At 73.4% G+C, this 22,741-nt stretch carries 22 protein-coding genes; 7 read left to right on the plus strand and 15 right to left on the minus strand.

Annotated features, from left to right (window positions below):
• Positions 1 to 106 precede the first annotated feature (106 nt).
• Complete coding sequence (locus ROT00_RS09365) at positions 107 to 952, minus strand: glycosyltransferase (RefSeq protein ID WP_404774274.1); 846 nt, start codon at positions 950 to 952, stop codon at positions 107 to 109.
• Positions 949 to 1,902: a glycosyltransferase gene (locus ROT00_RS09370; RefSeq protein ID WP_404774276.1), complete on the minus strand. Its 954-nt coding sequence runs from the start codon at positions 1,900 to 1,902 to the stop codon at positions 949 to 951. Before ROT00_RS09370 ends, ROT00_RS09365 begins: the two co-directional genes overlap by 4 nt.
• Before the next feature lie 147 nt (positions 1,903 to 2,049).
• Between ROT00_RS09370 and ROT00_RS09375 the strand changes: the two genes are divergently transcribed.
• On the plus strand, positions 2,050 to 3,192 hold the full coding sequence (locus ROT00_RS09375; protein ID WP_404774278.1) for a glycosyltransferase: 1,143 nt from the start codon (positions 2,050 to 2,052) through the stop codon (positions 3,190 to 3,192).
• Positions 3,193 to 3,237: 45 nt separating this feature from the next.
• On the opposite strand, the gene ROT00_RS09380 is transcribed toward ROT00_RS09375, so the two are convergent.
• From ROT00_RS09380 to ROT00_RS09395, 4 genes are all read right to left on the minus strand, one after another.
• Complete coding sequence (locus ROT00_RS09380) at positions 3,238 to 4,620, minus strand: LCP family protein (RefSeq protein ID WP_404774279.1); 1,383 nt, start codon at positions 4,618 to 4,620, stop codon at positions 3,238 to 3,240.
• Positions 4,617 to 5,084: a 5-(carboxyamino)imidazole ribonucleotide mutase gene (purE, locus tag ROT00_RS09385; protein ID WP_404774519.1), complete on the minus strand. Its 468-nt coding sequence runs from the start codon at positions 5,082 to 5,084 to the stop codon at positions 4,617 to 4,619. Before purE ends, ROT00_RS09380 begins: the two co-directional genes overlap by 4 nt.
• A 129-nt stretch (positions 5,085 to 5,213) precedes the next feature.
• Positions 5,214 to 6,449, minus strand: coding sequence for an acyltransferase family protein (locus ROT00_RS09390; protein ID WP_404774281.1), 1,236 nt, complete (start codon positions 6,447 to 6,449; stop codon positions 5,214 to 5,216).
• Positions 6,450 to 6,460: 11 nt separating this feature from the next.
• Entirely contained in the window at positions 6,461 to 7,612 is a 1,152-nt protein-coding gene (locus ROT00_RS09395; RefSeq protein ID WP_404774521.1) for a 5-(carboxyamino)imidazole ribonucleotide synthase, read from the minus strand.
• Positions 7,613 to 7,708: 96 nt separating this feature from the next.
• Between ROT00_RS09395 and ROT00_RS09400 the strand changes: the two genes are divergently transcribed.
• Positions 7,709 to 8,299, plus strand: coding sequence for a GtrA family protein (locus ROT00_RS09400; protein WP_404774283.1), 591 nt, complete (start codon positions 7,709 to 7,711; stop codon positions 8,297 to 8,299).
• Here ROT00_RS09400 and ROT00_RS09405 read toward each other — a convergent pair.
• From ROT00_RS09405 to ROT00_RS09415, 3 genes are all read right to left on the minus strand, one after another.
• Positions 8,266 to 9,105, minus strand: a complete 840-nt coding sequence (locus ROT00_RS09405; RefSeq protein ID WP_404774284.1) for a DarT ssDNA thymidine ADP-ribosyltransferase family protein — start codon at positions 9,103 to 9,105, stop codon at positions 8,266 to 8,268. The two genes, ROT00_RS09400 and ROT00_RS09405, sit on opposite strands and share 34 nt — an antisense overlap.
• 121 nt (positions 9,106 to 9,226) lie before the next feature.
• Positions 9,227 to 9,766, minus strand: a complete 540-nt coding sequence (locus tag ROT00_RS09410) for a PH domain-containing protein (protein WP_404774286.1) — start codon at positions 9,764 to 9,766, stop codon at positions 9,227 to 9,229.
• Between the two features lie 4 nt (positions 9,767 to 9,770).
• Entirely contained in the window at positions 9,771 to 10,685 is a 915-nt protein-coding gene (locus ROT00_RS09415; RefSeq protein ID WP_404774288.1) for a biotin--[acetyl-CoA-carboxylase] ligase, read from the minus strand.
• Positions 10,686 to 10,809: 124 nt separating this feature from the next.
• Between ROT00_RS09415 and ROT00_RS09420 the strand changes: the two genes are divergently transcribed.
• Together ROT00_RS09420 and ROT00_RS09425 are read left to right on the plus strand one after the other, a co-directional pair.
• Positions 10,810 to 12,411, plus strand: a complete 1,602-nt coding sequence (locus tag ROT00_RS09420) for an acyl-CoA carboxylase subunit beta (protein ID WP_404774290.1) — start codon at positions 10,810 to 10,812, stop codon at positions 12,409 to 12,411.
• 9 nt (positions 12,412 to 12,420) lie between these two features.
• Positions 12,421 to 12,651 carry an acyl-CoA carboxylase epsilon subunit gene (locus tag ROT00_RS09425; protein WP_404774292.1) on the plus strand — a complete coding sequence of 77 codons (231 nt, stop codon included), beginning with the start codon at positions 12,421 to 12,423 and terminating at the stop codon, positions 12,649 to 12,651.
• Positions 12,652 to 13,148: 497 nt separating this feature from the next.
• Here the strand turns inward: ROT00_RS09425 and ROT00_RS09430 are convergent, their stop codons facing one another.
• The 4 genes from ROT00_RS09430 to ROT00_RS09445 are packed head-to-tail and all read right to left on the minus strand — an operon-like array spanning position 13,149 to position 17,466.
• Positions 13,149 to 14,213: a hypothetical protein gene (locus tag ROT00_RS09430; protein WP_404774293.1), complete on the minus strand. Its 1,065-nt coding sequence runs from the start codon at positions 14,211 to 14,213 to the stop codon at positions 13,149 to 13,151.
• Positions 14,210 to 15,400: a sensor histidine kinase gene (locus ROT00_RS09435; RefSeq protein ID WP_404774295.1), complete on the minus strand. Its 1,191-nt coding sequence runs from the start codon at positions 15,398 to 15,400 to the stop codon at positions 14,210 to 14,212. The genes ROT00_RS09430 and ROT00_RS09435 overlap by 4 nt, the downstream gene beginning before the upstream one ends.
• Positions 15,401 to 15,434: 34 nt before the next feature.
• Positions 15,435 to 16,124, minus strand: coding sequence for a response regulator transcription factor (locus tag ROT00_RS09440; protein ID WP_404774297.1), 690 nt, complete (start codon positions 16,122 to 16,124; stop codon positions 15,435 to 15,437).
• A 28-nt stretch (positions 16,125 to 16,152) separates the two neighbouring features.
• A complete protein-coding gene (locus ROT00_RS09445) occupies positions 16,153 to 17,466 on the minus strand; it encodes a class I SAM-dependent RNA methyltransferase (RefSeq protein WP_404774299.1) in 1,314 nt (437 codons plus the stop codon).
• A 54-nt stretch (positions 17,467 to 17,520) separates the two neighbouring features.
• Between ROT00_RS09445 and ROT00_RS09450 the strand changes: the two genes are divergently transcribed.
• The 3 genes from ROT00_RS09450 to ROT00_RS09460 all read left to right on the plus strand — a co-directional run bounded on the left by ROT00_RS09450 (position 17,521) and on the right by ROT00_RS09460 (position 21,278).
• Positions 17,521 to 18,156, plus strand: coding sequence for a Maf family protein (locus ROT00_RS09450; RefSeq protein ID WP_404774301.1), 636 nt, complete (start codon positions 17,521 to 17,523; stop codon positions 18,154 to 18,156).
• Positions 18,157 to 18,327: 171 nt separating this feature from the next.
• On the plus strand, positions 18,328 to 20,106 hold the full coding sequence (locus ROT00_RS09455) for an acetyl/propionyl/methylcrotonyl-CoA carboxylase subunit alpha (protein WP_404774303.1): 1,779 nt from the start codon (positions 18,328 to 18,330) through the stop codon (positions 20,104 to 20,106).
• 128 nt (positions 20,107 to 20,234) lie between these two features.
• The gene (locus ROT00_RS09460; protein WP_404774305.1) at positions 20,235 to 21,278 is read left to right on the plus strand and encodes a GNAT family N-acetyltransferase; all 1,044 of its coding nucleotides are present in this window, start codon (positions 20,235 to 20,237) and stop codon (positions 21,276 to 21,278) included.
• A 4-nt stretch (positions 21,279 to 21,282) separates the two neighbouring features.
• Here the strand turns inward: ROT00_RS09460 and ROT00_RS09465 are convergent, their stop codons facing one another.
• Positions 21,283 to 21,798 carry a hypothetical protein gene (locus ROT00_RS09465; RefSeq protein WP_404774307.1) on the minus strand — a complete coding sequence of 172 codons (516 nt, stop codon included), beginning with the start codon at positions 21,796 to 21,798 and terminating at the stop codon, positions 21,283 to 21,285.
• A 54-nt stretch (positions 21,799 to 21,852) separates the two neighbouring features.
• The gene (locus ROT00_RS09470; protein WP_404774309.1) at positions 21,853 to 22,710 is read right to left on the minus strand and encodes an MBL fold metallo-hydrolase; all 858 of its coding nucleotides are present in this window, start codon (positions 22,708 to 22,710) and stop codon (positions 21,853 to 21,855) included.
• Positions 22,711 to 22,741: the final 31 nt, after the last annotated feature.

A 22,741-nucleotide genomic window follows, 5' to 3' on the forward strand; every position in this document is an offset into this window, starting at 1 on the left:
CCCGAACGCCGCGGGTAGGGGGACCACGGCCCCCTCATGCTACGGAAAGACGGGGGTCACCGATGCTTTCGCATCGGTGTGGCGCGAGGCGGCGCAACGGAATCCGTCAGGCTCCGGCCGGACCCGCCGCTCCCCCGTTCGCGATGAGCCGGCGGTAGGCGATCTTCCGCACCGGCTCGGGCACGAAGCGGTACGCTCCGCGGACCGCGACGTTGCGCAGGTACTCCCAGCGCGTCGTGAAGCCGATCGAGCGCAGCGCCTTCTGCAGCGCCAGCTCGCTCCGCCACTGCGCACGCCCGCCGCGACGCGCGTACGCCCCGGCGCCCACCCGGTACATGACGAGCGGATCGGCGAGGTTCTCCACTCGAGCGCCGGCGTGGATCATCCGCGCGAACAGCCAGTAGTCCTCCATCAGCCCGAGCGGTCGGTAGCCGCCGGCGCTCGCGACCGCCGAGCGCCGGTACATCACCGTCGGATGGCTGAACGGGTCGTGGAACCGGGCGTACCGGGAGATCTCCTCGTGCCCGGTGCGGGGCGTCCGCCGGGCCACGATCGAGCCGTCGTCGTCGAGGAACTCGAACATGCCGGTGCCGACGAGGTCGGCCCCGGCCTCGATCACGGGCAGTTGCTTGGCGAAGCGCTCGGGCAGGGAGATGTCGTCGGCATCCATCCGCGCCACGATGTCGTGGGCGCAGAGCGTCAGCCCGTGCTCGAGCGCCGTCGCGAGCCCGACGTTCTCCTCGAAGACGTGCCTCGTGACCGGCACCGGGCTCTGCGCCACCGCCCGCTCGATCGCCTCGGCGAGCTCCTCGCCGACCGGGCCGTCCTGCACGAGCACGAGCTGCGCCGGGCGGACGGTCTGCTCGGCGGTGCTCGATCCGACGGCCTTCAGGAAATGCGCGGGGTCATCGCCCCGGTACACCGGGAGCAGGAGCGAGAACGGTGCGCTCACGAGTCCGGCTCCAGCCGCTCGATCGCCGCGCTCGCCCGACCGAGCCCGGCGAGCGACATGCGGTTCGGGCGCGGCCGGGTGCGCGTGCCATCGCGGTACCCGCGCCGCCAGCCGTCGCGGAGGACGGCGCGATCGCTCGAGCGCAGGAAGGTACGGATCCAGCGGCGCACGCTCGACGCCCCGTAGACGGCCTTCTCGAACGCGGAGAGGCTGGCCGAGCGGCGCAGCATCCAGAGCTTGTTGCGCACCTCGTAGTAGAACCGCGGACCGGGGTCGGCGTCGGAGGCGCCGAGCACCTTCGTCTTGTGCACGACCACCGAGGCCGGCACGTGCAGGCCGCGACGGCCCCGGAGCGCCCGCGTCGAGTACTCGAAGTCGTCGTTCCAGATGAAGTAGTCGGCGATCGGCAGGCCGATCTCGCGGACGACGTCGGCGCGGACGAGCATCGAGACGAACGAGGTGCTGCGGATGGCGAGGCCGCCGTGCTCCGCCGCGGCGCGCCGCTCGGCGCCGCCCGCGAAGGGGTTCTGCCGCGGCGTGTTCATCGGATGGTCGGTGCCGTCCGTCCAGACGACGCGCGAGCCGGCGACGACGTACTCCGAGCCGTCGACGGCGGCGAGGAGCCGCCCGAGCGCGCTCGGCGTCGGGACCGTGTCGTCGTCCATGAGCCAGAGCCAGTCGGGTGCGTGCTCGTCGAGCGCCACCGCCATCCCCGCGGCGAATCCGCCGGCGCCGCCGGTGTTGCGCTCGAGCCGCACGAGATCGACGAGCTCGCCGTGCGCCTGCGCCACGGCCGCGGAGTCGTCGTCGGAGGCGTTGTCGACGACGACGATCTTCGCGAGCGGGGCCTCCTGGGCCGACAGCGACTCGAGGACCTCCACGAGCAGGTCTCGGCGGTTGTAGGCGACGACGACGGCGACGACGCGCGGCGGCGCACTGGAAACGGTCATGTGTCGGGGTCTCGCTCTCGGTCCTGTCTATTCTGCCCGACGTGGCGCGGCGGGCCGCGCCGGGCCGGGCGGACGCACGCCGGATTCGCAGTCTGGGACCGGTAGATTCGTACGAGCGCCAGGAGGGCGCCGCGAGGAGGAAGCCGGATGCCGATCACGCTGCGCGTCGTCGTCGATCAGCTCGTCGCTCCCGTCCCGGGCGCGCTCGGACGGTACGCGGAGGAGCTGAGCCGGGCGATCATCCGCACCGCGCCGGAAGGCTGCGCCGTGGAGGGCATCGTCTCCTCCTCCCCGGAGGCCGACTACGCGCGCCTGCTCGAGGCGCTGCCGGGGCTCGCGGACCTCTACAAGACGAGCCTCGCGCGACGCGAGCTCGCGGCCGCGTGGCAGCTCGGGTTGACGACGTCCCCGGGTGGCGGCATGATCCACGCCCCCGGGCTGTTCGCCCCGGTTCGCAAGCACGAGCGCGGCTCCGGCGATCAGACGGTCGTCACCGTCCACGACGTGCTCGCCTGGACGAACCCCGAAGCCCTCAGCTCGACGGCCGTCGCCTGGCAGAAGGGCATGCTGAAGCGGGCGCGCAAGCACGCCGACGCGGTCGTCGTGCCGACGCACGCGCTCGCGGACCGGCTCTCGATGATCGTCGACTTCGGCGATCGGCTGCGCGTCATCGGCACCGCGCCGCGCACCGGCCTCGTGCTCGGGCCCGACGCCGACGCGCGCGCCGAGCGGCTCGGGCTGCCCGCGGAGTACCTGCTCGTGCAGGGCACCCTCGAACCCCGGAAGGGCCTCGTCGACGTGCTCGCCGCCCTCGGACGCACCGGCGTCCCCGAACTCCCGCTCGTCGTGCTCGGCCCGGAGAGCTGGGGCGACCAGCACCTCGCGACCGTCGCCGAGGAGCACGGCCTCGCGGCCGGGCGGCTGCACCGCCTCGACGAGCTCGACGCCGCCGATCTCGCGGTGGTCATCGCCCGGGCGACGGCCGTCGTCGCCCCCGCGCACGACGAGGCGAGCGGCACCTGGCTGATCGAGGCGTTCAGCCTCGGCGTCCCGGTCATCCACTCCGACGCCCCGGCGCACCAGGAGATCGCCGCGGGGGCGGGGCTCTCCGTCGCGGTCGGTGTCGGGGGCGCAGAGGGGTTCGCCGATCGGCTCGCCGCAGCGATCACGAACGTCGCCGAGGACCGCGAGCTCGCCTCCCGCCTCGCGATCACCGCCGCGGACCGCGCGCGGGCGTTCAGCTGGCAGGACGCCGGCGAGCGGGTCTGGCAGCTGCACGCCGACCTCTGAGCCGGCCGCACGATCGCACCCTTCGCGACCGCGCCGCGGGCGGTGCTACTGCGCGGGCTCCTCGGTCGGATCCGGGCTCGGCGGGAACAGCGCCTCCTGGATCATCGCGCGGATCTGCTCGAAGTCGGGATCCGTCGGATCCACACCGTTGTCGGGCACCAGCTCGACCTGGCCGATCGGCAGCTCCTTCGTCTTCATCGCGAGGTTCGCGAAGTAGCCGAGCATCGACTGCGGGATGTCCGTCTTCACCGTGTCGGCGCCCGCGGATGCGACGTCCTGGAACTTCGCGAGCACGTTGCCGGGCGTGAACTGGTGCAGGATCGCCTCCTGCAGCACGCGCTGGCGCGCCATCCGCTCGTAGTCGCCGCCGGCGACGCCGTAGCGCGCACGCCCGTACCAGAGCGCGTGATAGCCGTCGAGGTGCTGCTGGCCCGGCTCGATCCAGCCGTCGACGCCGTCGTTGTCCTCGTCGCCGCCGATCGGGATGCGGGTCTCGACGTTGATGTCGACGCCGCCGAGGGCGTTGATGAGCTGCTCGAAGCCCTGCATGTCGATGAGGACGTAGTACTGGATGTCGAGGCCGGTGACGCCCTCGGCGGCGTCGCGCATGCCCTCGATGCCGGGCTCGCTGCCGCGGGAGACCGCATCCGGGTACATCTCGGGGCTCTTCAGCTCGACCTCGGTGTAGATCGAGTTCAGCATGCAGACGTCGACCTCGCAGCCGTCGATCGCCCCGTAGCCCTCGGGGTACACCTGGGCGAGCGGCGAGTCGTCGGGGAAGGGGACGTCCTCGAGGTCGCGGGGCAGGCCGATGATGACGGCCTGGCCGGTGTCGGCGTCGATCGAGACGACCGACATGCTGTCGGGGCGGAGGCCCTCGCGGTCGGGTCCGGAGTCACCGCCGAGCAGCAGGATGTTGTAGCGGCCGTTCTCGTCCGGCGGCTCCGTCGGGCCGGCGATGAAGACCGAGTTCAGGAAGCCGCTCGCCGTGAACGCGAGGTAGGCGCCGTAGGAGGCACCGCCGGACAGCACGACCATCAGCACGGCGGTGAGGCCGGCGATCCAACCGCGGGCCGAGGGCGCGGTCTTCACGAGTCGCACGACCCGCAGCGTGTCGACGGTCAGGATGACCCAGAGCACCGCGTAGAAGAGGAGCGCCGCGGCGATGATCCAGAGCGACCAGGCCATGGAGACGGCGCTGAAGAGCACCGTCGGCCAGAGGAACCACGACACGATCGCCGCGAGCAGCACCAACCAGAGCACGAGCGTGGCGGCGAGCCCGAACCGGCCGAGCCGACGGTTGCCCGCGAGCACCTGCGGGGAGCCCGGGATCAGGAAGTTCAGCGCGACGAGCCACCAGCCGCGCTTCGTCATCAGCGGGCGCGACGCGACGTCCGGATACCGGATCGGGCTGGCGGCGAGGCTCATCGGGACTGCTTCAGCCGCTCGTTCTTCTCCTCGACGAGCTCGGCGAGCGCCGTCGCGTAGGCGGCGAGCGCCTCGGTGAGCGCCGGGTCGGCCGTCGCGAGGATCTTCGCCGCGATGAGGCCGGCGTTCTTCGCCCCGCCGATCGAGACCGTCGCGACCGGGACGCCGGCCGGCATCTGCACGATCGAGAGCAGCGAGTCGAGCCCGTCGAGCCGCGAGAGCGGTACCGGCACGCCGACGACGGGCAGGGTCGTGACCGAGGCGAGCATGCCGGGCAGGTGCGCCGCGCCCCCGGCGCCGGCGATGATGACCTTGAGCCCGCGGCTCGCGGCGCGCTTGCCGTAGTCGATCATCTTCTCGGGCGTGCGGTGGGCGGAGACGACCTCGACCTCGTGCGCGATGCCGAACTCGTCGAGCAGCTCGGATGCCTCGCGCATGACGTTCCAATCGGAGTCGGAACCCATGACGACGCCGACGAGCGGAGCGGGAGAGGTCTCAGTCACTCGAATGAGTGTAGGGGCGAGTGCTGGGAGATGACCGCAACGCCGCCGCGCGTCAACCGGGAGCGATCGACGGGCCGGCGACGGGCGCGGTCAGGCGCGGCGCTCCGCGAGACCCGCGACGAGCGCCGAGGACCGCCGGCCCACCCAGCCGGAGGCCCGATGCGCCGGCGCCTCGACGAAGCGGTGGAAGAGCGCGCCGACGAGGAGCGACAGCAGGACGCCGAGCACCATGATCCAGTGCGCCGGCAGCTCGGGCAGGGCGAAGCGGAGCGCCACGATGATCGGGACGTGCACGAGGTAGAGGCTGAACGAGATGCGCGCGAGGAACTGCACCGGGCGCGTGCCGAGCGGGCGCGCGGCACCGCGGCAGCCGAGGCAGCAGAACACGAGGAGCGCCGCGCCCACCACGGTCACCAACTTCAGCGCCGCGGCGAACGGGGCGATGGAGCCGAAGGCGCCGAGCTCCCAGCGGAGGACGAGCAGCACGAGTGCGAGGGCGAACAGCCCGGTCCAGGCGAGCGCCGCCCAGCGTGCGCGGGCGATGCGCTCCGCGGCGCGCTGGAGCACGTCGAGCTTCGCCGCGAGCAGCACACCGATGAGGAAGACCGGCAGGTACTCGAGCGCAGCGGTCTCCGTCTCCGCGCCCACCCACACGCCGGCCAGCGCGGCGACGAGCCCGATCGGCCACCAGCGTCGGAGGGCGAGGGCGAGCACCACGAAGACCGGCAGGGTGACGGAGAAGATCATCTCCCACTGGATGGACCAGAGCGGGTTGTCGAGCTTGTACGAACCGTTGAAGAGGTTCAGCGCGTCGAGCACCCCGTGCCAATCGACGCTCTTCGCCGTCCGCTCCTCCACCCACGGGGAGAACCGTTCGACCGAGGGGCGCGGCACCACGGCGATGAGGAACGCGGCGAACGCGACGGCGCCGGCCACCGGCAGGCCCAGCCGCACCACCCGTCGGGGGAAGTAGGAGACCCAGTCGAAGCCGCCGCGGAGCACCGGCAGGGCGAGCACGAAGCCGCTCAGCACGAAGAACACCATGACCGCCTCGTGCCCCGCGTTCGTGAGCTTCAGCGGGCTGTACGTGAGCCACCAGAGCGCGGTGCCCGGCTCGGGCGCGGTGCCGCCGTCGACGTACAGCGAGGAGATCGACGGGTTCAGGAGCAGCGCATGGTGGAACAGCACGACGAGCGCGGCGATCCCGCGCAGGCCGTCGAGGGCGAGCAGGCGGCCGCGGCCCTGGGCGGCTCCCCCGCCGTCCCGGTTCGCGGGCACGGTGGAACGGGTCGACGACAGCGCCGTCGAATCCAGCGATGCGGTCATCGCGCCGGACATCAGTCCTGGAACACCGCCGCCGCCGCGCGTGCTTCGTACACCACGTCGTCGAGGTCCGCGCCGACCGCGGTGACGTGCCCGATCTTTCGCCCGGGACGGGGCGCCTTGCCGTAGTTGTGCACCTTGACCGTGGGGTGGCCCGCGAGCGCCTCCGGGTAGCGGTCGGCGAGCGAACCCTCCGCAGGTCCCCCGAGGATGTTCACCATGACCGACCAGTCGTCGTGCGTGCCCGTCCCGCCGAGCGGCAGGTCGAGCACCGCGCGGAGGTGCTGCTCGAACTGCCCAGTGGTGGCGCCGTCCATCGACCAGTGGCCGCTGTTGTGCGGACGCATGGCGAGCTCGTTCACGAGCACGCGATCATCGCGGGTCTCGAAGAGCTCGACGGCCAGGACGCCGGTCACACCGAGGCCCTCGGCGATCGCGATGGCGACGTCGGCCGCGACATCGGCGATGCGGCCGGCCGAGCGCGGCGCCGGGGCGATGACCTCGCTGCACACGCCGCCGACCTGGACCGTCTCGACCACGGGCCACGCGGCGAGCTCGCCGGAGGGACGACGGGCGACGAGCTGAGCGAGCTCCCGGCGGAAGTCGACGAGCTCCTCCACGAGGAGCGCGCCGGGACGTCCGTCCTCGGCGAGCGCGGCGAACCACTCGGCCACCTCGGCCGAGCCGTGCACGACGCGCACGCCCTTGCCGTCGTAGCCGCCGCGCGGCGTCTTCACGACGGCGGCCCCGCCGTGGGCGTCGAGGAAGCGGTCGAGTTCCTCGGCGGTCTCGACCCGGGCCCAGTCGGGCACGGGGAGTCCGAGTTCGGAGAGGCGCTCGCGCATGAGCAGCTTGTCCTGGGCGAACCGGAGCGCGTCGGGCCCGGGGTGCACGCGGACGCCGGCGTCGACGAGCGCGTGCAGCACGTCCTGCGGCACGTGCTCGTGGTCGAAGGTCACGACGTCGACCTCGCGGGCGAAGGCGAGGACCGCCGAGGCATCCCGGTAGTCGCCGACCGCGGTCGCCGCGAGTTCGGCCGCCATGCCCTCGGCTTCCGCGAGCACGCGGATCTCGACGCCGAGCTCCACCGCGGCGGGAATCATCATCCTCGCGAGCTGTCCGCCACCGATCACTCCGACCCGCACCCGATCGACCTCTTTCCTCAGCGTTCGCGCACGCCGACCGGAGCCGGCGCCGTCCGGCCGATGGCCGGAACCCTGCCACCCAGTCTACGGGCGGCGCCTGTGGCTATGATGTGCCGGGTGACGACGCGCGACCTCCCGGCGGGAGCCGCGGCCCTGTCGAGGGCACGCGAGCTCGGCGGCCGACTGTGGCGGGGCGTCGTCGCGTACGCGGTGAAGTTCGGCGTGGTCGGGCTCATCGGCCTCGCGATCGACGTGGCCCTCTTCAATGCGCTGCGGCTCGGCGTGTTCGGCGCCGACGGCTGGGCGCAGTCCGCGCTCGGCGCGAAGACGATCTCGACGAGCGTCGCGATCGTCTTCAACTGGCTCGGCAACCGCTACTGGACCTTCCGCAGCCATCGGCGGAAGAACTACCTCCGCGAGTTCGCGGAGTACGTCATCGTCTCGCTCGGCGGCATGGCGATCGCGCTCGCCTGCCTCTGGATCAGCCACCACGTGCTCGGCCTCACGAGCCTCGTCGCCGACAACATCGCCTCGAACGTGATCGGGCTCGGCCTCGGCACCCTCTTCCGCTTCGTGCTGTACCGCTACTGGGTGTACGGCCACCACCGCGCGGACGGGCTCTCGCAGCTCGCCCGCGCGGAGGAGGCGCAGCGCACGCTCTTCGAGGAGCCGGCTCAGTCCTCCGCGGGCAGGAACCAGGGCGGGTAGACGGCGATCCGCGTCTTCGCGCCGACGGCGGAGAGCGCCGCGCGCACGCGGTCGCGCACCCGCTCGTTGCCGACGGCGATGAGGGCGATCCGCTCGAGCGGGACCTCGCCGCGCACGAGGAACTCGGCCGTGAGCAGGCGCCCGACCTCCTGCTCGTGGGCGAGGACCCGGAGGGTCCGCTCGACCGCGGGCCAGGAGACGGCGAGCTCGGCCCCGGGCAGCGCGGCATCCACGTCGCTCACGGCGACGGCACCGACCGCGGTCGCGGCGCCGCGGGCCGCGGCGACGGAGCTGACGAGCATGACGTGGTCGGCGGCGGGGCGCTCGACGGCCTCGGCGGTGAGGCGCGGATCGGGCGTGCCCTCGCGCACCGCGTTCCAGACGAGGGCGTCAGGGGTCAGCAGGAACGGCACGTAGTCGGCGATGACGGCATCCGTGCCCTCGACCGTGCGTCCGCGCCGGAACTCCCGCACCGCCGGAGCCGCGAGATCGACCACGGGCGACGCGCCGGCCGCGTCGGGGACGAGCGCTCCGGCGCCGAGGATGCGGGCCAGGTTGTCGAGGTGGGTGACGTGGTAGATGCGGAGCGCCCCGGCGTCGACCGGCGGCGCGCTCAGCGAGCGCTCGCTCGCCTTCGCGCGGGCCGTGCGGGCGGGCGCGGGCGGCGGCACGGCCGACGGACGCCGGCCCGGGACGCGGTGCGCGCGGGACGCCGGTTCAGGCTGCGCGGCCGGCTCGGGAGCCTTCGGCGGGAAGCAGATGGCGCAGAGGCCGTCGTCGAAACCGTGGATGCATTCGTCGGCCAACAGGCACCTTTCCTCTGCGTCCCGCGCCGGGGGCGCGCGGGAACCGCCCGTCTACTTTACGCGTGCCCGACGGGTGCGGAGCACCACCGGGGACGGACGGGACGCCGCGGGAACGGGCGGGTCAGCGCCGCCCCCACGCGACGGTGTCGGCATCCGTCTGCGCGGGCTGGAGCGGGGCGACCGACGGCGCCGCCGCGATCAGCTCGTGCAGCGCCTGCTGCACCTGCATCGGGGCGGGGAGGTCCTTCAGGACGAATGGGCGTTCGCGCCCGACCTCGATGCGGACGTCGCCGGAACCGGCCATGCGCTGGCCCGGCGTGCGCCGCACCGTGACGTCGTAGCCGCGGCGGAGCGGCAGCTCGCGGCGGACCCGGACGAACACCCCGCTCGTCGCGATGACCCGGCGGTCGGTGATCGTCACCCGGCCGGCGAGCCAGGAGAGGAACGGCAGCAGGCAGACGAGGAGCACGAGGAGCACGGAGCCGCCGAGGAGCGCCCAGCGCTGCCAGTCCTCGAGCAGGATGCCGCTCCCGTACGCCGCCCCGCCGGCGAGCGCGATGAGCACGATCGCCGGGAGGACGAGCCGGCGGCCGTGCCGTCGCAGGCGCGCGACGACGCGCTCGGGCGGCGGCTGGCGCAGCTCGGACTCGGGTGGCCTCATAGCCTCATTCATACCGCAGGTGCGTCACATCGCCCGCGGCGACGGCCTGCGATTCGTCCGACTCGCGGCCGAGCACCAGGAGCCGCCCGTCGCCGTCGAGGCCCTCCGCCGTGCCGAGGAGCATCCGGCCGCCCGGGAGCTCGACCCGGACCTCCTCGCCGATGGTGCCGCACAGCTCGGCGACGCGGGCGGCGACACCGGAGGCGACCGCGTCGCCGCCCGCGGCGCGATACGCGTCGAAGAGTGCGAGGAATCCGCTGAGGTAGTCGGCGAGCACCCCGTCGGCGTCGGGGCGACGGCCCCCGGCGAGCAGGAGCGACGTCGACGTCAGCGTCGGCAGATCGTGCTCGTCGAGGGTGAGGTTGAGCCCCGCTCCGACGACGACCCCCGCCGGGGCGTCCTCCCCCAGCGCGGGCGGCAGGAGCTCCGAGAGGATGCCGCAGACCTTGTACCCCGACACGAGCACGTCGTTCGGCCACTTCAGCTCCACGTCGAGGAGCCCGGGGCCGTCGGCCGCGTCGTCGGCACCGTCCTCGCTCGCGGCCGCGGCGGTCCGGGCGGCATCGAGCTCGCGCCGCACCGCCTCCGTCATCGCGGCACCCGCGATGAGCGGGATCCAGCCGTACGCGTCGAGCGGGAGCCCGGCAGCACCCGGGTCGTCCGGATTCAGGAGCCCGGGTCGCAGGAGCCCGGGTCGCAGGAGCAGGGAGATGGCGAGCGTCTTCCCGCTCGGGGCCAGCCAGCTGCGGCCGAGCCGCCCCCGACCGGCGGTCTGCTCGTCGGTGACGATCACCGCACCGTGCGGCCAGCCCTCGGCATCCGGCCCGGTCGCGGCGATGCGCAGCTCGTCGTTCGTCGACCCGGCCCGCTCGAGGAATTCGAATCGCGGCACGGCGGCCCGCGAGCGCTCCCAATCCATGGCCCTCACCCTACCGAGCCGCGCGCCGCGGACGGCCCGGTGGCGAGAGGCGGGAAAGGACGGGCCGAGATTTGTAGGAATCCGTCAACGATCCGGCCCGAGTCCTCGCCGGTAGAGTGATCCGGTGACCGAAGCGACGAACGACGGCCCCGACCTCTCCACCACCGCGGGCAAGCTCGCCGACCTCAAGGCGCGCTACCACGAGGCGGTGACCGCGTCCGGCCAGGCCGCCATCGAGAAGCAGCACGCCAAGGGCAAGATGACCGCGCGCGAGCGCATCGAGGGCCTGCTCGACCCGGGCTCCTTCGTCGAGCTCGACGAGTTCGTGCGGCACCGCACCCACGCCTTCGGCATGGAGTCGAAGCGGCCCTACGGCGATGCCGTCGTCACCGGCACCGGCACCATCCACGGCCGCCAGGTCGCCGTGTACTCCCAGGACTTCACGATCTTCGGCGGCTCGCTCGGCGAGGTCGCCGGCGAGAAGATCATCAAGGTCATGGAGCTCGCGCTGAAGACCGGCGTGCCCATCATCGGCATCCTCGACTCCGGCGGCGCCCGCATCCAGGAGGGCGTCGTCGCCCTCGGCAAGTACGGCGAGATCTTCCGGCGCAACACCGCCGCCTCCGGCGTGATCCCGCAGATCTCGATCATCATGGGCCCGGCGGCGGGCGGGGCGGTCTACTCCCCCGCGCTCACCGACTTCGTGATCATGGTCGACAAGTCGAGCCACATGTTCGTCACCGGCCCCGACGTCATCAAGACCGTCACGGGCGAGGAGGTCGGCTTCGAGGAGCTCGGCGGCGCGCTCACCCACAACACGGTCTCGGGCGTCGCGCACTACCTCGCGAGCGACGAGGACGACGCCCTCGACTACGCGCGCACCCTCGTCTCGTTCCTGCCCGACAACAACATGGCCGACCCGGTCGTCTACGAGTCGGAGCTCGAGCTCGAGATCACCGACGACGACCGCCGGCTGAACACGGTCATCCCCGACTCGCCGAACCAGCCCTACGACATGCGCACGGTCATCGAGGGGCTCGTCGACCACGCCGACTTCCTCGAGGTCCAGCCGCTCTACGCGCCGAACATCGTGATCGGCTTCGCCCGCATCGAGGGGCGCACCGTCGGCATCATCGCGAACCAGCCGAGCCAGATGGCGGGCACGCTGAACATCGCCGCGGGCGAGAAGGCGAGCCGCTTCGTGCGCTTCTGCGACGCCTTCTCCATCCCGATCCTGACCCTGGTCGACGTGCCGGGCTACCTCCCGGGCACCGACCAGGAGTGGACCGGCGTCATCCGCCGCGGCGCGAAGCTCCTCTACGCCTACGCCGAGGCGACGGTGCCGCTCGTCACCGTCATCACCCGCAAGGCGTACGGCGGCGCGTACATCGTCATGGGCTCGAAGCAGCTCGGCGCCGACATCAACCTCGCCTGGCCGACCGCGGAGATCGCCGTGATGGGCGGGCAGGGCGCCGTCAACATCCTCTACCGCGCGGAGATCAAGCGCGCCGAGGAGGCCGGCGAGGACGTCGCCGCCGTGCGCACGCAGCTCGCGAACGAGTACACCTACAACGTGGCCTCCCCGTTCCTCGCCGCCGAGCGCGGCGAGCTCGACGGTGTGATCGAGCCTGCGGCCACCCGCGTCGCCGTCGCGAAGGCGCTCCGCACGCTGCGCACCAAGCGCGCGAGCCTGCCGCCGAAGAAGCACGGCAACATCCCGCTGTAAGGAGCCGCTGTGACCGATCAGGACGCCCGTCCCGCCGTCGACCTCCGTTTCGTCGACCGCCGTCCGCCGACCCCGGCGGAGACGGCGGCCGTCATCGCCGTCGTCACCGCGGTGCTCGAGGAGCACGCTCCCGAGGCATCCGTCGCGCCCGCCGGCCGGGACGAGTGGGTGCGCTCGGGCTCGGCACTCCGCCGGCCGGTCGAGACCGGTCAGGGCCGCTGGCAGCGCTCGCTCCGCTAGGGGGACGCGATGAGGACCCGGTGTCCTCACAAATGCTGACTATTGCGGACCCCGCCACTGTTGCACTATTGATGTGCAGGCTCCAGAGGAGTCGCCATCATCACCGGTCGGGTAACCGGTGATTGTTGGGGGCGAGCCAGGGCGATATTCGGGTTGTCGCCGTGGCTCGGGCTGTGAGGGGGCCGGTCATCGACCGGCCCCCTCCTCATTTCCCCGGCAGTTTCTCCTGCGGTCCCGCGGTCCCGCCGTCGCCACACTGGCCGGTCCGCTCGGCCTCGCGTCGCGGCAGCGCCACTTCCGACGCGTTGCGCCAGTACAGATGGCGCTGGGCGCACGAAGTGGCGTGATCGCTCGGTGCGGCTGCCGGTGCGCGAGCGGATGCCGGCGCGCGAGCGGATGCCGGACCGGATGCTGGTGCGCGAGCGGATGCCGATGCGCGAGCGGATGCCGGACCGGATGCCGACCCAGGAACGGGGACCGCACCGCGCCCGGCGGGCTCAGTCCTCCGCGGGCTCCCCGGCCTCGACGGACGCGACGGGCGCGGCGCCCGCCTCGCCCTCGGGGACGCGCGGGATCTCGAGCCACAGCTCGACCTCGGCGTCGTCGCCGTCGTCGCCAGCCACGGCGGAGGTGCGGAGCCCCACGACCGTCACGGCCGCGGCGGATCCCTCGGCGGCGGTGCGCGCGATGATCCGGTCGGCGTTCGAGCCCGCGATCGCCTCGGCGAGCTGGGACAGCACCCGGTCGCGGGCGACCTCGTCGAGGTCGTCGATGCCGCCCTCGTCGAGCAGGGTCACCGTCATCCCACGCTCGCGGGCGCGCTGCACCTCCACGCGCACGGCGTCGGTGAGGAGCATCCGCCCGCGGATCTCATCGCGGATCGCGGCCTCGAGCCTGCGGCACTCGTCGCGCTGGGACTCGCTCAGCACGCCGTCCCGGTCGATGATGCGCCGGAGCATCGGTGCGGCGACACGATTCGTGTGCGCGAGACGCATCCGCCCCTCGAAGAGGTACGCGTCCTGCGCCGCCTGCCAGGCGGCGGCCTCCCGCTCCGCCTGGGCGTAGCGGCGCGTCTCCCGCGCCGAGTTCGCGAGCGCCGAGGTCAGGGCGTGCGCGATCGCCACCCAGACCACGCTGCCGATGACGCCGAGCGAGCCGAGCGCGAGCGGCCCCGCCCACACCATGGTCTGCACGGCGAGGGCGATCACGCCGAGCCAGGCCACGACGAGCTGGCGCCGCGCCGCGGCGATCGTCATGAGCGTGCCGACGGCGGCGACGTACCACGTGGCGTAGCCGTTGTCGCCCGACGCGTCGAGCTGGCTCGTGGCGAGGAGCGGCAGCGCGATGCTCACCGCGAGGTCGAACGCCGCGAGCCAGTCGGGCATGCGCGCCCGCGACGACGGCCAGAGGCTCAGCACGGTCGCGACGGCGTAGCAACCGAGCGCGACGAGCGCCGGCCACGGGCTCGCCGGCACCGCGAGCGAGTAGATGCCGAGGATGACGTGATAGGTCGAGAAGAGCGCCGCGAGGACGAGGAGCAGCCACCTGGGGACGGAGATCACGAGTCGCCCCCGATCGCGCCGGTCGGCCAGGCGAGGATGATCGTGGTGCCGTGGCCGGCGAGCGACTCGATCTTCGCCAGCCCGCCGGAGTTCGCCATCCGCTCCTCGATCGAGACGCGCACGCCGAGCCGCTCGTGCGGCACCGTGATCGGGTCGAAGCCGACGCCGTTGTCGGACACCTCGATGACGCAGCCGTTCGCCCGGACCCCGCGCACCCGCAGCTCGCGCCGGGTGACGCGGCCGGGCTCGTCGGCGTGCTGCAGGCTGTTCACCATCGCCTGCACGGCCGCCGAGTAGAGCGCCTCGACCGCTTCGACGGGAAGTTCCACCCCGCCCGCGTTCACGACGCGCACCGCGAAGCTCGCGTTGAACGTGCCGATGGCCGTGCGGAGGCGTCGCACCAGCACCCCGAGCGAGACGCGGTCGAGCGAGCGCGGGCCGGCCGCCCCGGCGTCGTCGAGCCGGGCGATCGCGTCCTTCGCCATCCGCGCGGCGAGTGCCTGCTGCTCGGGGCGGGTGGCGGCGGCCGCCGAGAGGAGGGTCGTGAGCACGCTGTCGTGGACGAGGGCGTCGACCTTCACGCGTTCGAGCTCGTTCGCGTGCAGCCGGGCGGCGAGGTCGTAGCGCTGGAGCGCGGCCTCCTGGGCCTGGTCGACGCCGATCGCGGCCTGGCGGAGCATCGTGATGATGACGAGCACCACGATGCCGAGGATGAGCGCGTAGGTCGCGTCGAGCACGGCGAGGAGCGGTTCGGCGGAGCCGCCGGAGGGCGAGACGCGCACGATGCCGTAGACGATCGGCACGACGACCGTGTAGGCGGCCGCCCACCAGCTCGGCAGGGCGACGACGGCGGCCGTCGTGGCGACCGTGCAGAGGAAGTAGAGCCAGGGCACCTGCCCGGCCATCGCGTCGAAGTTCTCGACGAGGGTCGGCCAGGACAGGAGCGCGAGCAGGTACAGGATCGCGAAGGACAGGCACGCGGCGCGGATCGCGACCTTCGAGAGCGTCGCCGCGGCGAGCGCGACGATCGCCCCGTACACCACCGCCATGAGCGCGGCGCCCGCGCCCGGGCGGAGCACCGCGGCCTCGGCGAGCGCGGAGGGCACCGTCTGCGCGGCGAAGACGAGTCCGGCGATCCCGACGGCGCGAGCGGAGATCGTCTCGACCTGGCTCCGGCTGACCGACATCCTCCGCCGTGCGGTGGGCCGGGCGACGCGCCACTCAGCGGACGGCATCGCCCGCTTCGCCATCGAGGCCGGGGAGGATGCCGTCTTCCACGGCGCGCCGCAGCAGGTCGACCTTCGTCGGCGCCGGACGGCCGACCTCGACGTACTTGGCGCGGATGCGGTCGAGGTACTCGCGCGCGGTCGAATGCGCGATGCCGAGCTGGGCGGCCACGAGCTTCAGCGGCAGGCCGGAGGCGTAGAGGTGCAGCACGTCGCGCTCCCGGCGGCCGAGCTGGGCGCGGGCGAAGTCGCGGTCGGCCTCGATGGCGCTCGCCCACTCGACGTTGTTCAGCACGTCGCCGCGGGCCACCGTGGAGATCGCCCCGATCACGGCCGCCATGGGCGAGGCCTTCGGGATGACGCCGGCGGCGCCGGCCGCGAGCGCTTCCCGCACGGCCGCCACCCGGTCGGCGATCGAGTGCACGAGCACGTGGCTGCCGGTGGCGAGCACCTGGCGCACGTTGTCGGTGACGCTCGAGCCGTCGCCGAGGGAGAGGTCGAGGACGACGACGTCGCAGCGACCGCCGCCGAGCGCGGCGAGGAGCTGCGGGACGTCGGCCGTATCGGCGATCACGTCGTAGCCGGCGTCCTGGCAGGCGGCGCGCAGGCCGAGCCGGACGGCCTCGTGATCGTCGACGATCGCGACCGTGGCCTGGCGTGCGTCGCTGTCGCGCTCGTCGCTCACAGCACCCCCCGTTTCCTCAGGTGCCACCCTAGCGGGCGAGACGCGCGACTGCTTCGAGGTGGTGCGTGTTCGGGAAGAGATCGAACGCCTCGATCTGCTCCGGCTCGTAGCCGTGCCCCCGGAAGAGCGCGATGTCGCGGGCGAGTGCCACCGGGTCGCAGGCGACGTAGACGATCTGCGCGGGCCCGAGCGCGGCGAGTCGGTCGACGACGTCGCGCCCCGCCCCGGCGCGCGGCGGGTCGAGCACGACCGTGCCGCCCGCGAGCGCGGTGCGCTCGGTCGCGCCGGCCGTGGCGGCGAGCTCGCCGAGGTAGCGGTCGACACGGGAGGTCACGGCCTGCGCGCCGACCCACTCGGCGAGGTTCTCCCCCGCGTGCACGGTGGCGCGCGGTTCCGACTCGACGGTCGTGATGCGCGTCGTGGGGCCGAAGCGGTCGCCGACGGCGGCGGCGAGGAGCCCGACGCCGCCGTAGAGGTCGAGATTCGCCGCGCGCGGGTCGAACCGCTCGGCGTCGATCGCGCGCTGCACGGCGTCGTGGAGCGTGGCGGCGGCCCCGCGGTGCACCTGCCAGAAGCCGCTGCGGTCGACGCGGAACCGGCGCCCCGCGACGAGCTCCTCGACGACGGTGGTGTCGTGCTGCGGCTCCGGACGGCGGGCGCCGCGTCGGCCGCGCTGCCCGCGGCGCTCGGAGCGGGGCTCGGCGATCGCCGAGCGGTCGACGGTGACGAGCTGCGGCTCGCCGGCGCTCGGGAGCACGAGGTCGATCGCGCCGACGTCGGGCAGCCGGCCGTCGAGGGGGGCGAGCGCGGCGAGCTCCGGGGCGGCGAGCGGCAGGGAGGCGACGGGTACGACCCGGCGGCTCCGCGCAGCATAGGGGCCGATCCGCCCGGCCTCGTCGACGTGCAGGCGCACCCGCGTGCGCCAGCCGGTGCCGTTCGACGCGTCGACGCCGGGCGCGAGCGCGTCCGCGACGGCCTGGACCTCGGGCGCGAGCTCGACGCCGCCCATGCGCGCGAGCGCGTCGGCGAGGACCTCGCCCTTCAGCGCCCGCTGGCGCTCGATGCGGATGTGCCCGAACTCGGCGCCGCCCGCGCGCTCGGCCGGGTCGCGGTCGACGGAGGCCTCCGCCCAGACGTGCTCGCGGCGGTCCGGCGAGGCGTCGAGCACCTCCACCGTGTCGGCGCGCCAGAACCGGTCCTTCGAGGCATCCGTCACCCGCGCCCGCACCCGCTCGCCGGGGATGGCGTCGGCGACGAAGACGACGCGGCCGTCGTGGCGGGCGACCGCGACACCGCCGTGGGCGATGCGGTCGACCTGGAGGTCGAGCAGGGTTCCGAGCATGCATCGAGCATCCCACAGCGGCGCTGGGCGGCCGCCGCGCGGCAAGATGGACGCATGCGCCTCTATCTCGCCTCCACCTCCCCCGCTCGGCTGCAGACGCTCCGCGCCGCGGGCGTCGAACCGATCGCGGTCGCGCCGGGCGTCGACGAGCGCGCCGTCGTCGAGGCGTACGAGGGCCAGCACGGCCCGCTGCCGGTGGAGCGGATGGTGCAGCTCCTCGCCCAGGCGAAGGCGGAGGCGCTCCTCGGCACGACGCCGGGCGGCGAGCCGATCGACGGCCTCATCTTCGGCGGCGACTCGGCGTTCCTCGTGGACGGCCGCATCCACGGCAAGCCGCACACCCCGGAGGTCGCGAAGGAACGCTGGCTGGCGCAGAACGGCGGCAGCGGCGCGCTCTGGTCGGGGCACTGGCTCATCGACCACCGCGGAGGCCGGGTCAACCGGGCGGTCGGGCGGGCGGATGTCGCGACGGTGCGCTTCGCGCAGCTCGACGAGGCGGAGATCGACGCCTACATCGCGACGGGCGAGCCGCTCGCGGTGGCGGGGGCGTTCACCGTCGACAGTCTGGGCGGCCCGTTCATCCGCTCGGTCGAGGGCGACCCCTCGACGGTCGTGGGCCTCTCCCTGTCGACGCTCCGCGAGCTCGTGCGCGAGCTCGGGGTGCCGTGGACCGGGCTCTGGAACCGCTGACCGGGCTGAAACGCCGACCGGCCGGAATCGCCGACCGGGCTGAATCGCCGACCCGATCGGCCTGGAGCGGCGGACTGACGCCGGAGTTGTGAGCGGCCGCACCCTGGACCCCGGTCTTTTTGTGGGAGCCCTTCAAAGCCGCGGGGGTCGCGAGCAATAGGCTTGAGAACTATGCCGCGTATCACCAAGGTCCTCATCGCCAACCGTGGCGAGATCGCCGTCCGCGTCATCCGGGCGGCTCGCGACGCCGGGATCGGCTCCGTCGCCGTCTACGCCGACCAGGACCGCGACGCGCGGCACGTGAAGCTCGCCGACGAGGCGTACGCCCTCGACGGCGCCACGAGCGCCGACACGTACCTCGTCATCGACAAGCTCCTCTCGGTCGCCCGCCGCTCGGGCGCCGACGCCGTGCACCCCGGCTACGGCTTCCTCGCCGAGAACCCCGACTTCGCCCGCGCCGTGATCGCCGCCGGGCTCATCTGGATCGGCCCCTCGCCCGAGGCCATCGAACGCCTCGGCGACAAGGTCTCCGCGCGGCACGTCGCCGAGAAGGTCGGCGCGCCCCTCGCCCCCGGCACCCTGAATCCGGTCGCCGGCGCCGAGGAGGTGCTCGACTTCGTCGACCAGCACGGCCTGCCCGTCGCCATCAAGGCGGCGTTCGGCGGCGGCGGTCGCGGCCTGAAGGTCGCCCGCACCCGCGAGGAGGTCCCAGAGCTCTTCGACTCCGCCACCCGAGAGGCCATCGCCGCCTTCGGACGCGGCGAGTGCTTCGTCGAGAAGTACCTCGACAAGCCCCGGCACGTCGAGACCCAGTGCCTCGCCGACCAGCACGGCAACGTCGTCGTCGTCTCGACCCGCGACTGCTCGCTGCAGCGCCGGCACCAGAAGCTCGTCGAGGAGGCGCCCGCGCCGTTCCTCAGCCAGGTGCAGATCGACGCCCTCTACTCGGCCTCGAAGGCCATCCTGAAGGAGGTCGGGTACGTCGGCGCCGGCACCTGCGAGTTCCTCATCGGCCAGGACGGCACCGTCTCCTTCCTCGAGGTGAACACCCGCCTCCAGGTGGAGCACCCCGTCTCCGAGGAGGTCACCGGCCTCGACCTCGTGCGCGAGCAGTTCCGCCTCGCCGAGGGCGGCGTGCTCGACTACGACGACCCCGAGGCGAGCGGCCACTCGATCGAGTTCCGCATCAACGGCGAGGACCCGGGCCGGAACTTCCTGCCCGCGCCCGGCCCGATCCACCAGCTCCGCTTCCCCGGCGGCCCCGGCGTGCGCGTCGACTCCGGCGTGACGAGCGGCGACGAGATCTCCGGCGCCTTCGACTCGCTCCTCGCGAAGCTCATCGTGACCGGCAAGGACCGCCAGGAGGCGCTCTCCCGCGCCCGTCGCGCCCTCGACGAGTTCGAGGTCGCGGGCCTGCCGACGGTGCTCCCCTTCCACCGCGACATCGTGAACAACCCGGCGTTCGCCCCCGAGGGCGAGCAGCCGTTCTCCATCTACACGCGCTGGATCGAGACCGAGTACGACAACCGGCTCGAGCCCTGGTCGGGCGAGCTCGAGGAGGTCCGCGGTCCCGCGGCGCGCGCGAGCGTCGTCGTCGAGGTCGACGGGCGCCGCATCGAGGTCTCGCTGCCGAAGAAGCTCGTCGGCACCGCGGGCTCGAACGGCGGCGCGGCGAGCAGCGCCCCGGCGCCCCGGCGGCGCTCCGCCGGCGGCTCGGTCGACACCGCGACGGGCGACGCGGTGAAGGCGCCGATGCAGGCGACGGTCGTGAAGGTCGCCGTCGCCGAGGGCGACAAGGTCGTCAAGGGCGACCTCGTGCTCGTGCTCGAGGCGATGAAGATGGAGCAGCCCATCATCGCGCACAAGGACGGCATCGTCGGCGTCGTGAACGCCGAGCCCGGCGTCACCGTGTCGAGCGGGCACCTGCTGCTGTCGATCGCGGACGCGTAACGCGCGGTCGCGGATCGGGTCCGAGTGCTCGGTCCCGGGCTCCGAGGCGATCGCGTGCGGCCCGGGGGCGCCCGGCTCGCCTCCGCCCGCCCGTTGTCGGCGCCCGGCCCGCCGCCTAGGCTGAGCGGATGACCGAGCAGCACGCAGCGCCCCTCGCGCCGCTGCGCGAGCGGGTGCGGCCCACGGAATCGCCTCACCTGGCGCATCCGGATGTCGCCGAGTGGCGCGCCATCGGCGAAACCGAGCTCGACGCCGTTGCGGAGCTCGAGCGGGCGATCGCCGAGGCCGACCATCCCGAGTACTCCACGACCCGCGACGACCTCGCCGACGAGCTCGGCATGTCGTTCGTCGACCGCGAGCGAGACTCGCTCGTCGCCCTCGACGCCGCGGGCCGCGCCGTGGCGTGGGGCCTGGTGCAGCAGCCGCCCGGGCAGGAGACGCTCGTGCGCTCGATCGCCATGGGCGGCGTGCACCCGCGGTTCCGCCGACGCGGCATCGGGCGTCTCCTGCTCGCCTGGCAGCGGGCGCGCGCGGAGCGGCAGCTCGCCGCCTCCGAGCAGCGGCTGCCCGGCTGGATCATGGCCTTCTCCGACGATCGCGCGACGGGCGCCGCCCCGCTCTTCGCCGGCACCGGCTTCACGGCCGCGAGGTTCTTCGCGGGCCTGCGCCGGGATCTCGGCGAGCCGATCGAGGAGCTCGCGCTCGGTGACGGGCTCCGCCTCGAACGGCTGACGCCGGCGCGCTTCGACGAGCTGCGCCGGGTGCGCAACGACGCGTTCCGCGACCATTGGGGCAGCCAGCCCTCCTCCGCCGAGCAGTGGCGGGCGTTCGTCTCGCGCACGGCGTTCCGACCGTCGCTCTCCTTCGTCGCGGTCGACCCGGTGAGCGACACGGCCGTGGGGTTCGTGCTCGCCGACGTCGACGAGGACGACTGGCCGCGGCAGGGGTACTCGAGCGCGCATGTTCCGCTCGTGGGCGTCGCCCGTGCCGCGCGGGGCCGCGGGGTGGCGAGCGCGCTCCTCGCCGCGCACCTCCGGGCGACCGCCGCCGAGGGGATCGCGTTCTCGACGCTCGAGGTCGACGCCGCGAGCCCGACGGGCGCGTTCGCCCTCTACGAGCGGATGGGGTACCGCCCGGCGGCCCGGGAGACCGGCTACACGATCGTCGTCTAGCGGCTCAGCAGCGCTCTTCCGAGTGCTCGGTGAGGATCCAGCGCGCCCCCTCCGGGACGAGCACGACGGTGCCGCAGTCGGCGGAGGCGTAGGTGACGAACAGCTCCGCCCGGTCCGCGGTCTCGCTGATCGTCTCGACCTCGGCGTCGGGACTCTCGCCGATCGCGGCGTAGAGCTCAGCGGTCGTCGTGATCATCTCCGCGCAGCCGTCGACGGCGATGCCGTTCGCGGCGAGCTCCGCGAGCATCCGCTCGACGAGCCCGTCGCTCAGGTACGAGCAAGCCGTTCCGGCATCCGGCTCGCGGCTGGCGGCGAGCCAGGCGCGGAAGCTCTCCTCCGGGGTCTCACCGGTCGAGGCGGCGGGCGGCGGGGAAGCGGCCGGGGTCGAGGCGACCGGGGTCGAAGCGGCCGGGTTCGCGTCATCGGTCGGAGCGGCGGTGCATCCGCTCAGGATGCCGGCGAGGAGGGCCCCGACGGCGAGCGGACGGATGGCGCGGCGGAACGGGCTCGGCGGGGTCACCACTCCATCCTGCCCGGTTCGGCGGCGGGATGCCGCGGCCGGCGCGTCGCGCCCTCAGCCGGGCCCGGTGAGGTGGTCGAAGTCGCCGCGGGCCCAGGCGGCATGCCGGATCGCGGACGAGCGCAGCCTCGCCTTCCCCTCGGAGCGGATGGCGCCGCCGAAGTTGCCGTAGATCCGCTCGAACGCGTACCGCTCGACATGGTCGGCGATCCGCAGCACGACGCCGGCCGACAGCGGGATGCGGTTGGGGTAGGAGCGCATGAAGGCGAGCGTCTCGCCGTCGGGATTGACGCCGATGGTGTCGCCCGTCAGCAGCACCCCTGCGCCGTCGCGACCGGGCCAGTGCACCACGCAACTGCCCGGGAAGTGACCGCCCGGCTGCGACGCCACGACGCCCGGCACGAGCTCGATCTCCCCCTCCCAGGAGACGAGCGACGGCGGTACGACGCCGAGCCACTCGCGGTCCGCGGCGGACACGTAGACGGGAGCGTCGTCGAGCGCGCGCGACCACAGCGACTGCACGCCGTACATGTGCGGGTGCGAGGCGATGATCGCGGCCACCGGGCCGAGCGCCCGCACGGCCTCGACCGCCCGCTCGGTGATCGAGGCGGGGACCTCGACCATCACGTTGCCCGCCTCGGTGACGATGAGCTGCGCCTGCTGATCGATGCCCGGCCCGCCCTCGACCGCGATCGACCACAGCCCGGGCTCGGTCTCGAACACCCGGATCGCGCCCGCGTAGTCGGCGGGGTCGACCCAGTGCTGCTGCCGGTCGGCGGCCAGGTACTGCCGCTCGTCGGCGCAGATCGGACAGACGTCGGGGAGCCGGCGCCGGTCGTACTCGACGCCGCAGACGGCGCACTGCAGGACGGGGACGGGCGCCGTCGTCCCGGCGGTGTCGGATGGATTCATGCTCGCTCCTCGGCTCGAGCCCTCAGTGTCG

The organism is Agromyces mediolanus (genome assembly GCF_044917495.1).
In the GTDB taxonomy this organism is placed as follows: Bacteria; Actinomycetota; Actinomycetes; order Actinomycetales; family Microbacteriaceae; genus Agromyces; species Agromyces mediolanus_B.

Excerpts from the sequence above, each read along its gene's own strand:
- ROT00_RS09370 (WP_404774276.1), bottom strand. The coding sequence starts at position 1,902 with ATGACCGTTTCCAGTGCGCCGCCGCGCGTCGTCGCCGTCGTCGTCGCC.
- ROT00_RS09375 (WP_404774278.1), top strand. The coding sequence starts at position 2,050 with ATGCCGATCACGCTGCGCGTCGTCGTCGATCAGCTCGTCGCTCCCGTC.
- ROT00_RS09380 (WP_404774279.1), bottom strand. The coding sequence starts at position 4,620 with ATGAGCCTCGCCGCCAGCCCGATCCGGTATCCGGACGTCGCGTCGCGC.
- purE (WP_404774519.1), bottom strand. The coding sequence starts at position 5,084 with ATGGGTTCCGACTCCGATTGGAACGTCATGCGCGAGGCATCCGAGCTG.
- ROT00_RS09390 (WP_404774281.1), bottom strand. The coding sequence starts at position 6,449 with ATGACCGCATCGCTGGATTCGACGGCGCTGTCGTCGACCCGTTCCACC.
- ROT00_RS09410 (WP_404774286.1), bottom strand. The coding sequence starts at position 9,766 with ATGAGGCCACCCGAGTCCGAGCTGCGCCAGCCGCCGCCCGAGCGCGTC.
- ROT00_RS09415 (WP_404774288.1), bottom strand. The coding sequence starts at position 10,685 with ATGGATTGGGAGCGCTCGCGGGCCGCCGTGCCGCGATTCGAATTCCTC.
- ROT00_RS09435 (WP_404774295.1), bottom strand. The coding sequence starts at position 15,400 with ATGTCGGTCAGCCGGAGCCAGGTCGAGACGATCTCCGCTCGCGCCGTC.
- ROT00_RS09445 (WP_404774299.1), bottom strand. The coding sequence starts at position 17,466 with ATGCTCGGAACCCTGCTCGACCTCCAGGTCGACCGCATCGCCCACGGC.
- ROT00_RS09450 (WP_404774301.1), top strand. The coding sequence starts at position 17,521 with ATGCGCCTCTATCTCGCCTCCACCTCCCCCGCTCGGCTGCAGACGCTC.
- ROT00_RS09455 (WP_404774303.1), top strand. The coding sequence starts at position 18,328 with ATGCCGCGTATCACCAAGGTCCTCATCGCCAACCGTGGCGAGATCGCC.
- ROT00_RS09460 (WP_404774305.1), top strand. The coding sequence starts at position 20,235 with ATGACCGAGCAGCACGCAGCGCCCCTCGCGCCGCTGCGCGAGCGGGTG.
- ROT00_RS09470 (WP_404774309.1), bottom strand. The coding sequence starts at position 22,710 with ATGAATCCATCCGACACCGCCGGGACGACGGCGCCCGTCCCCGTCCTG.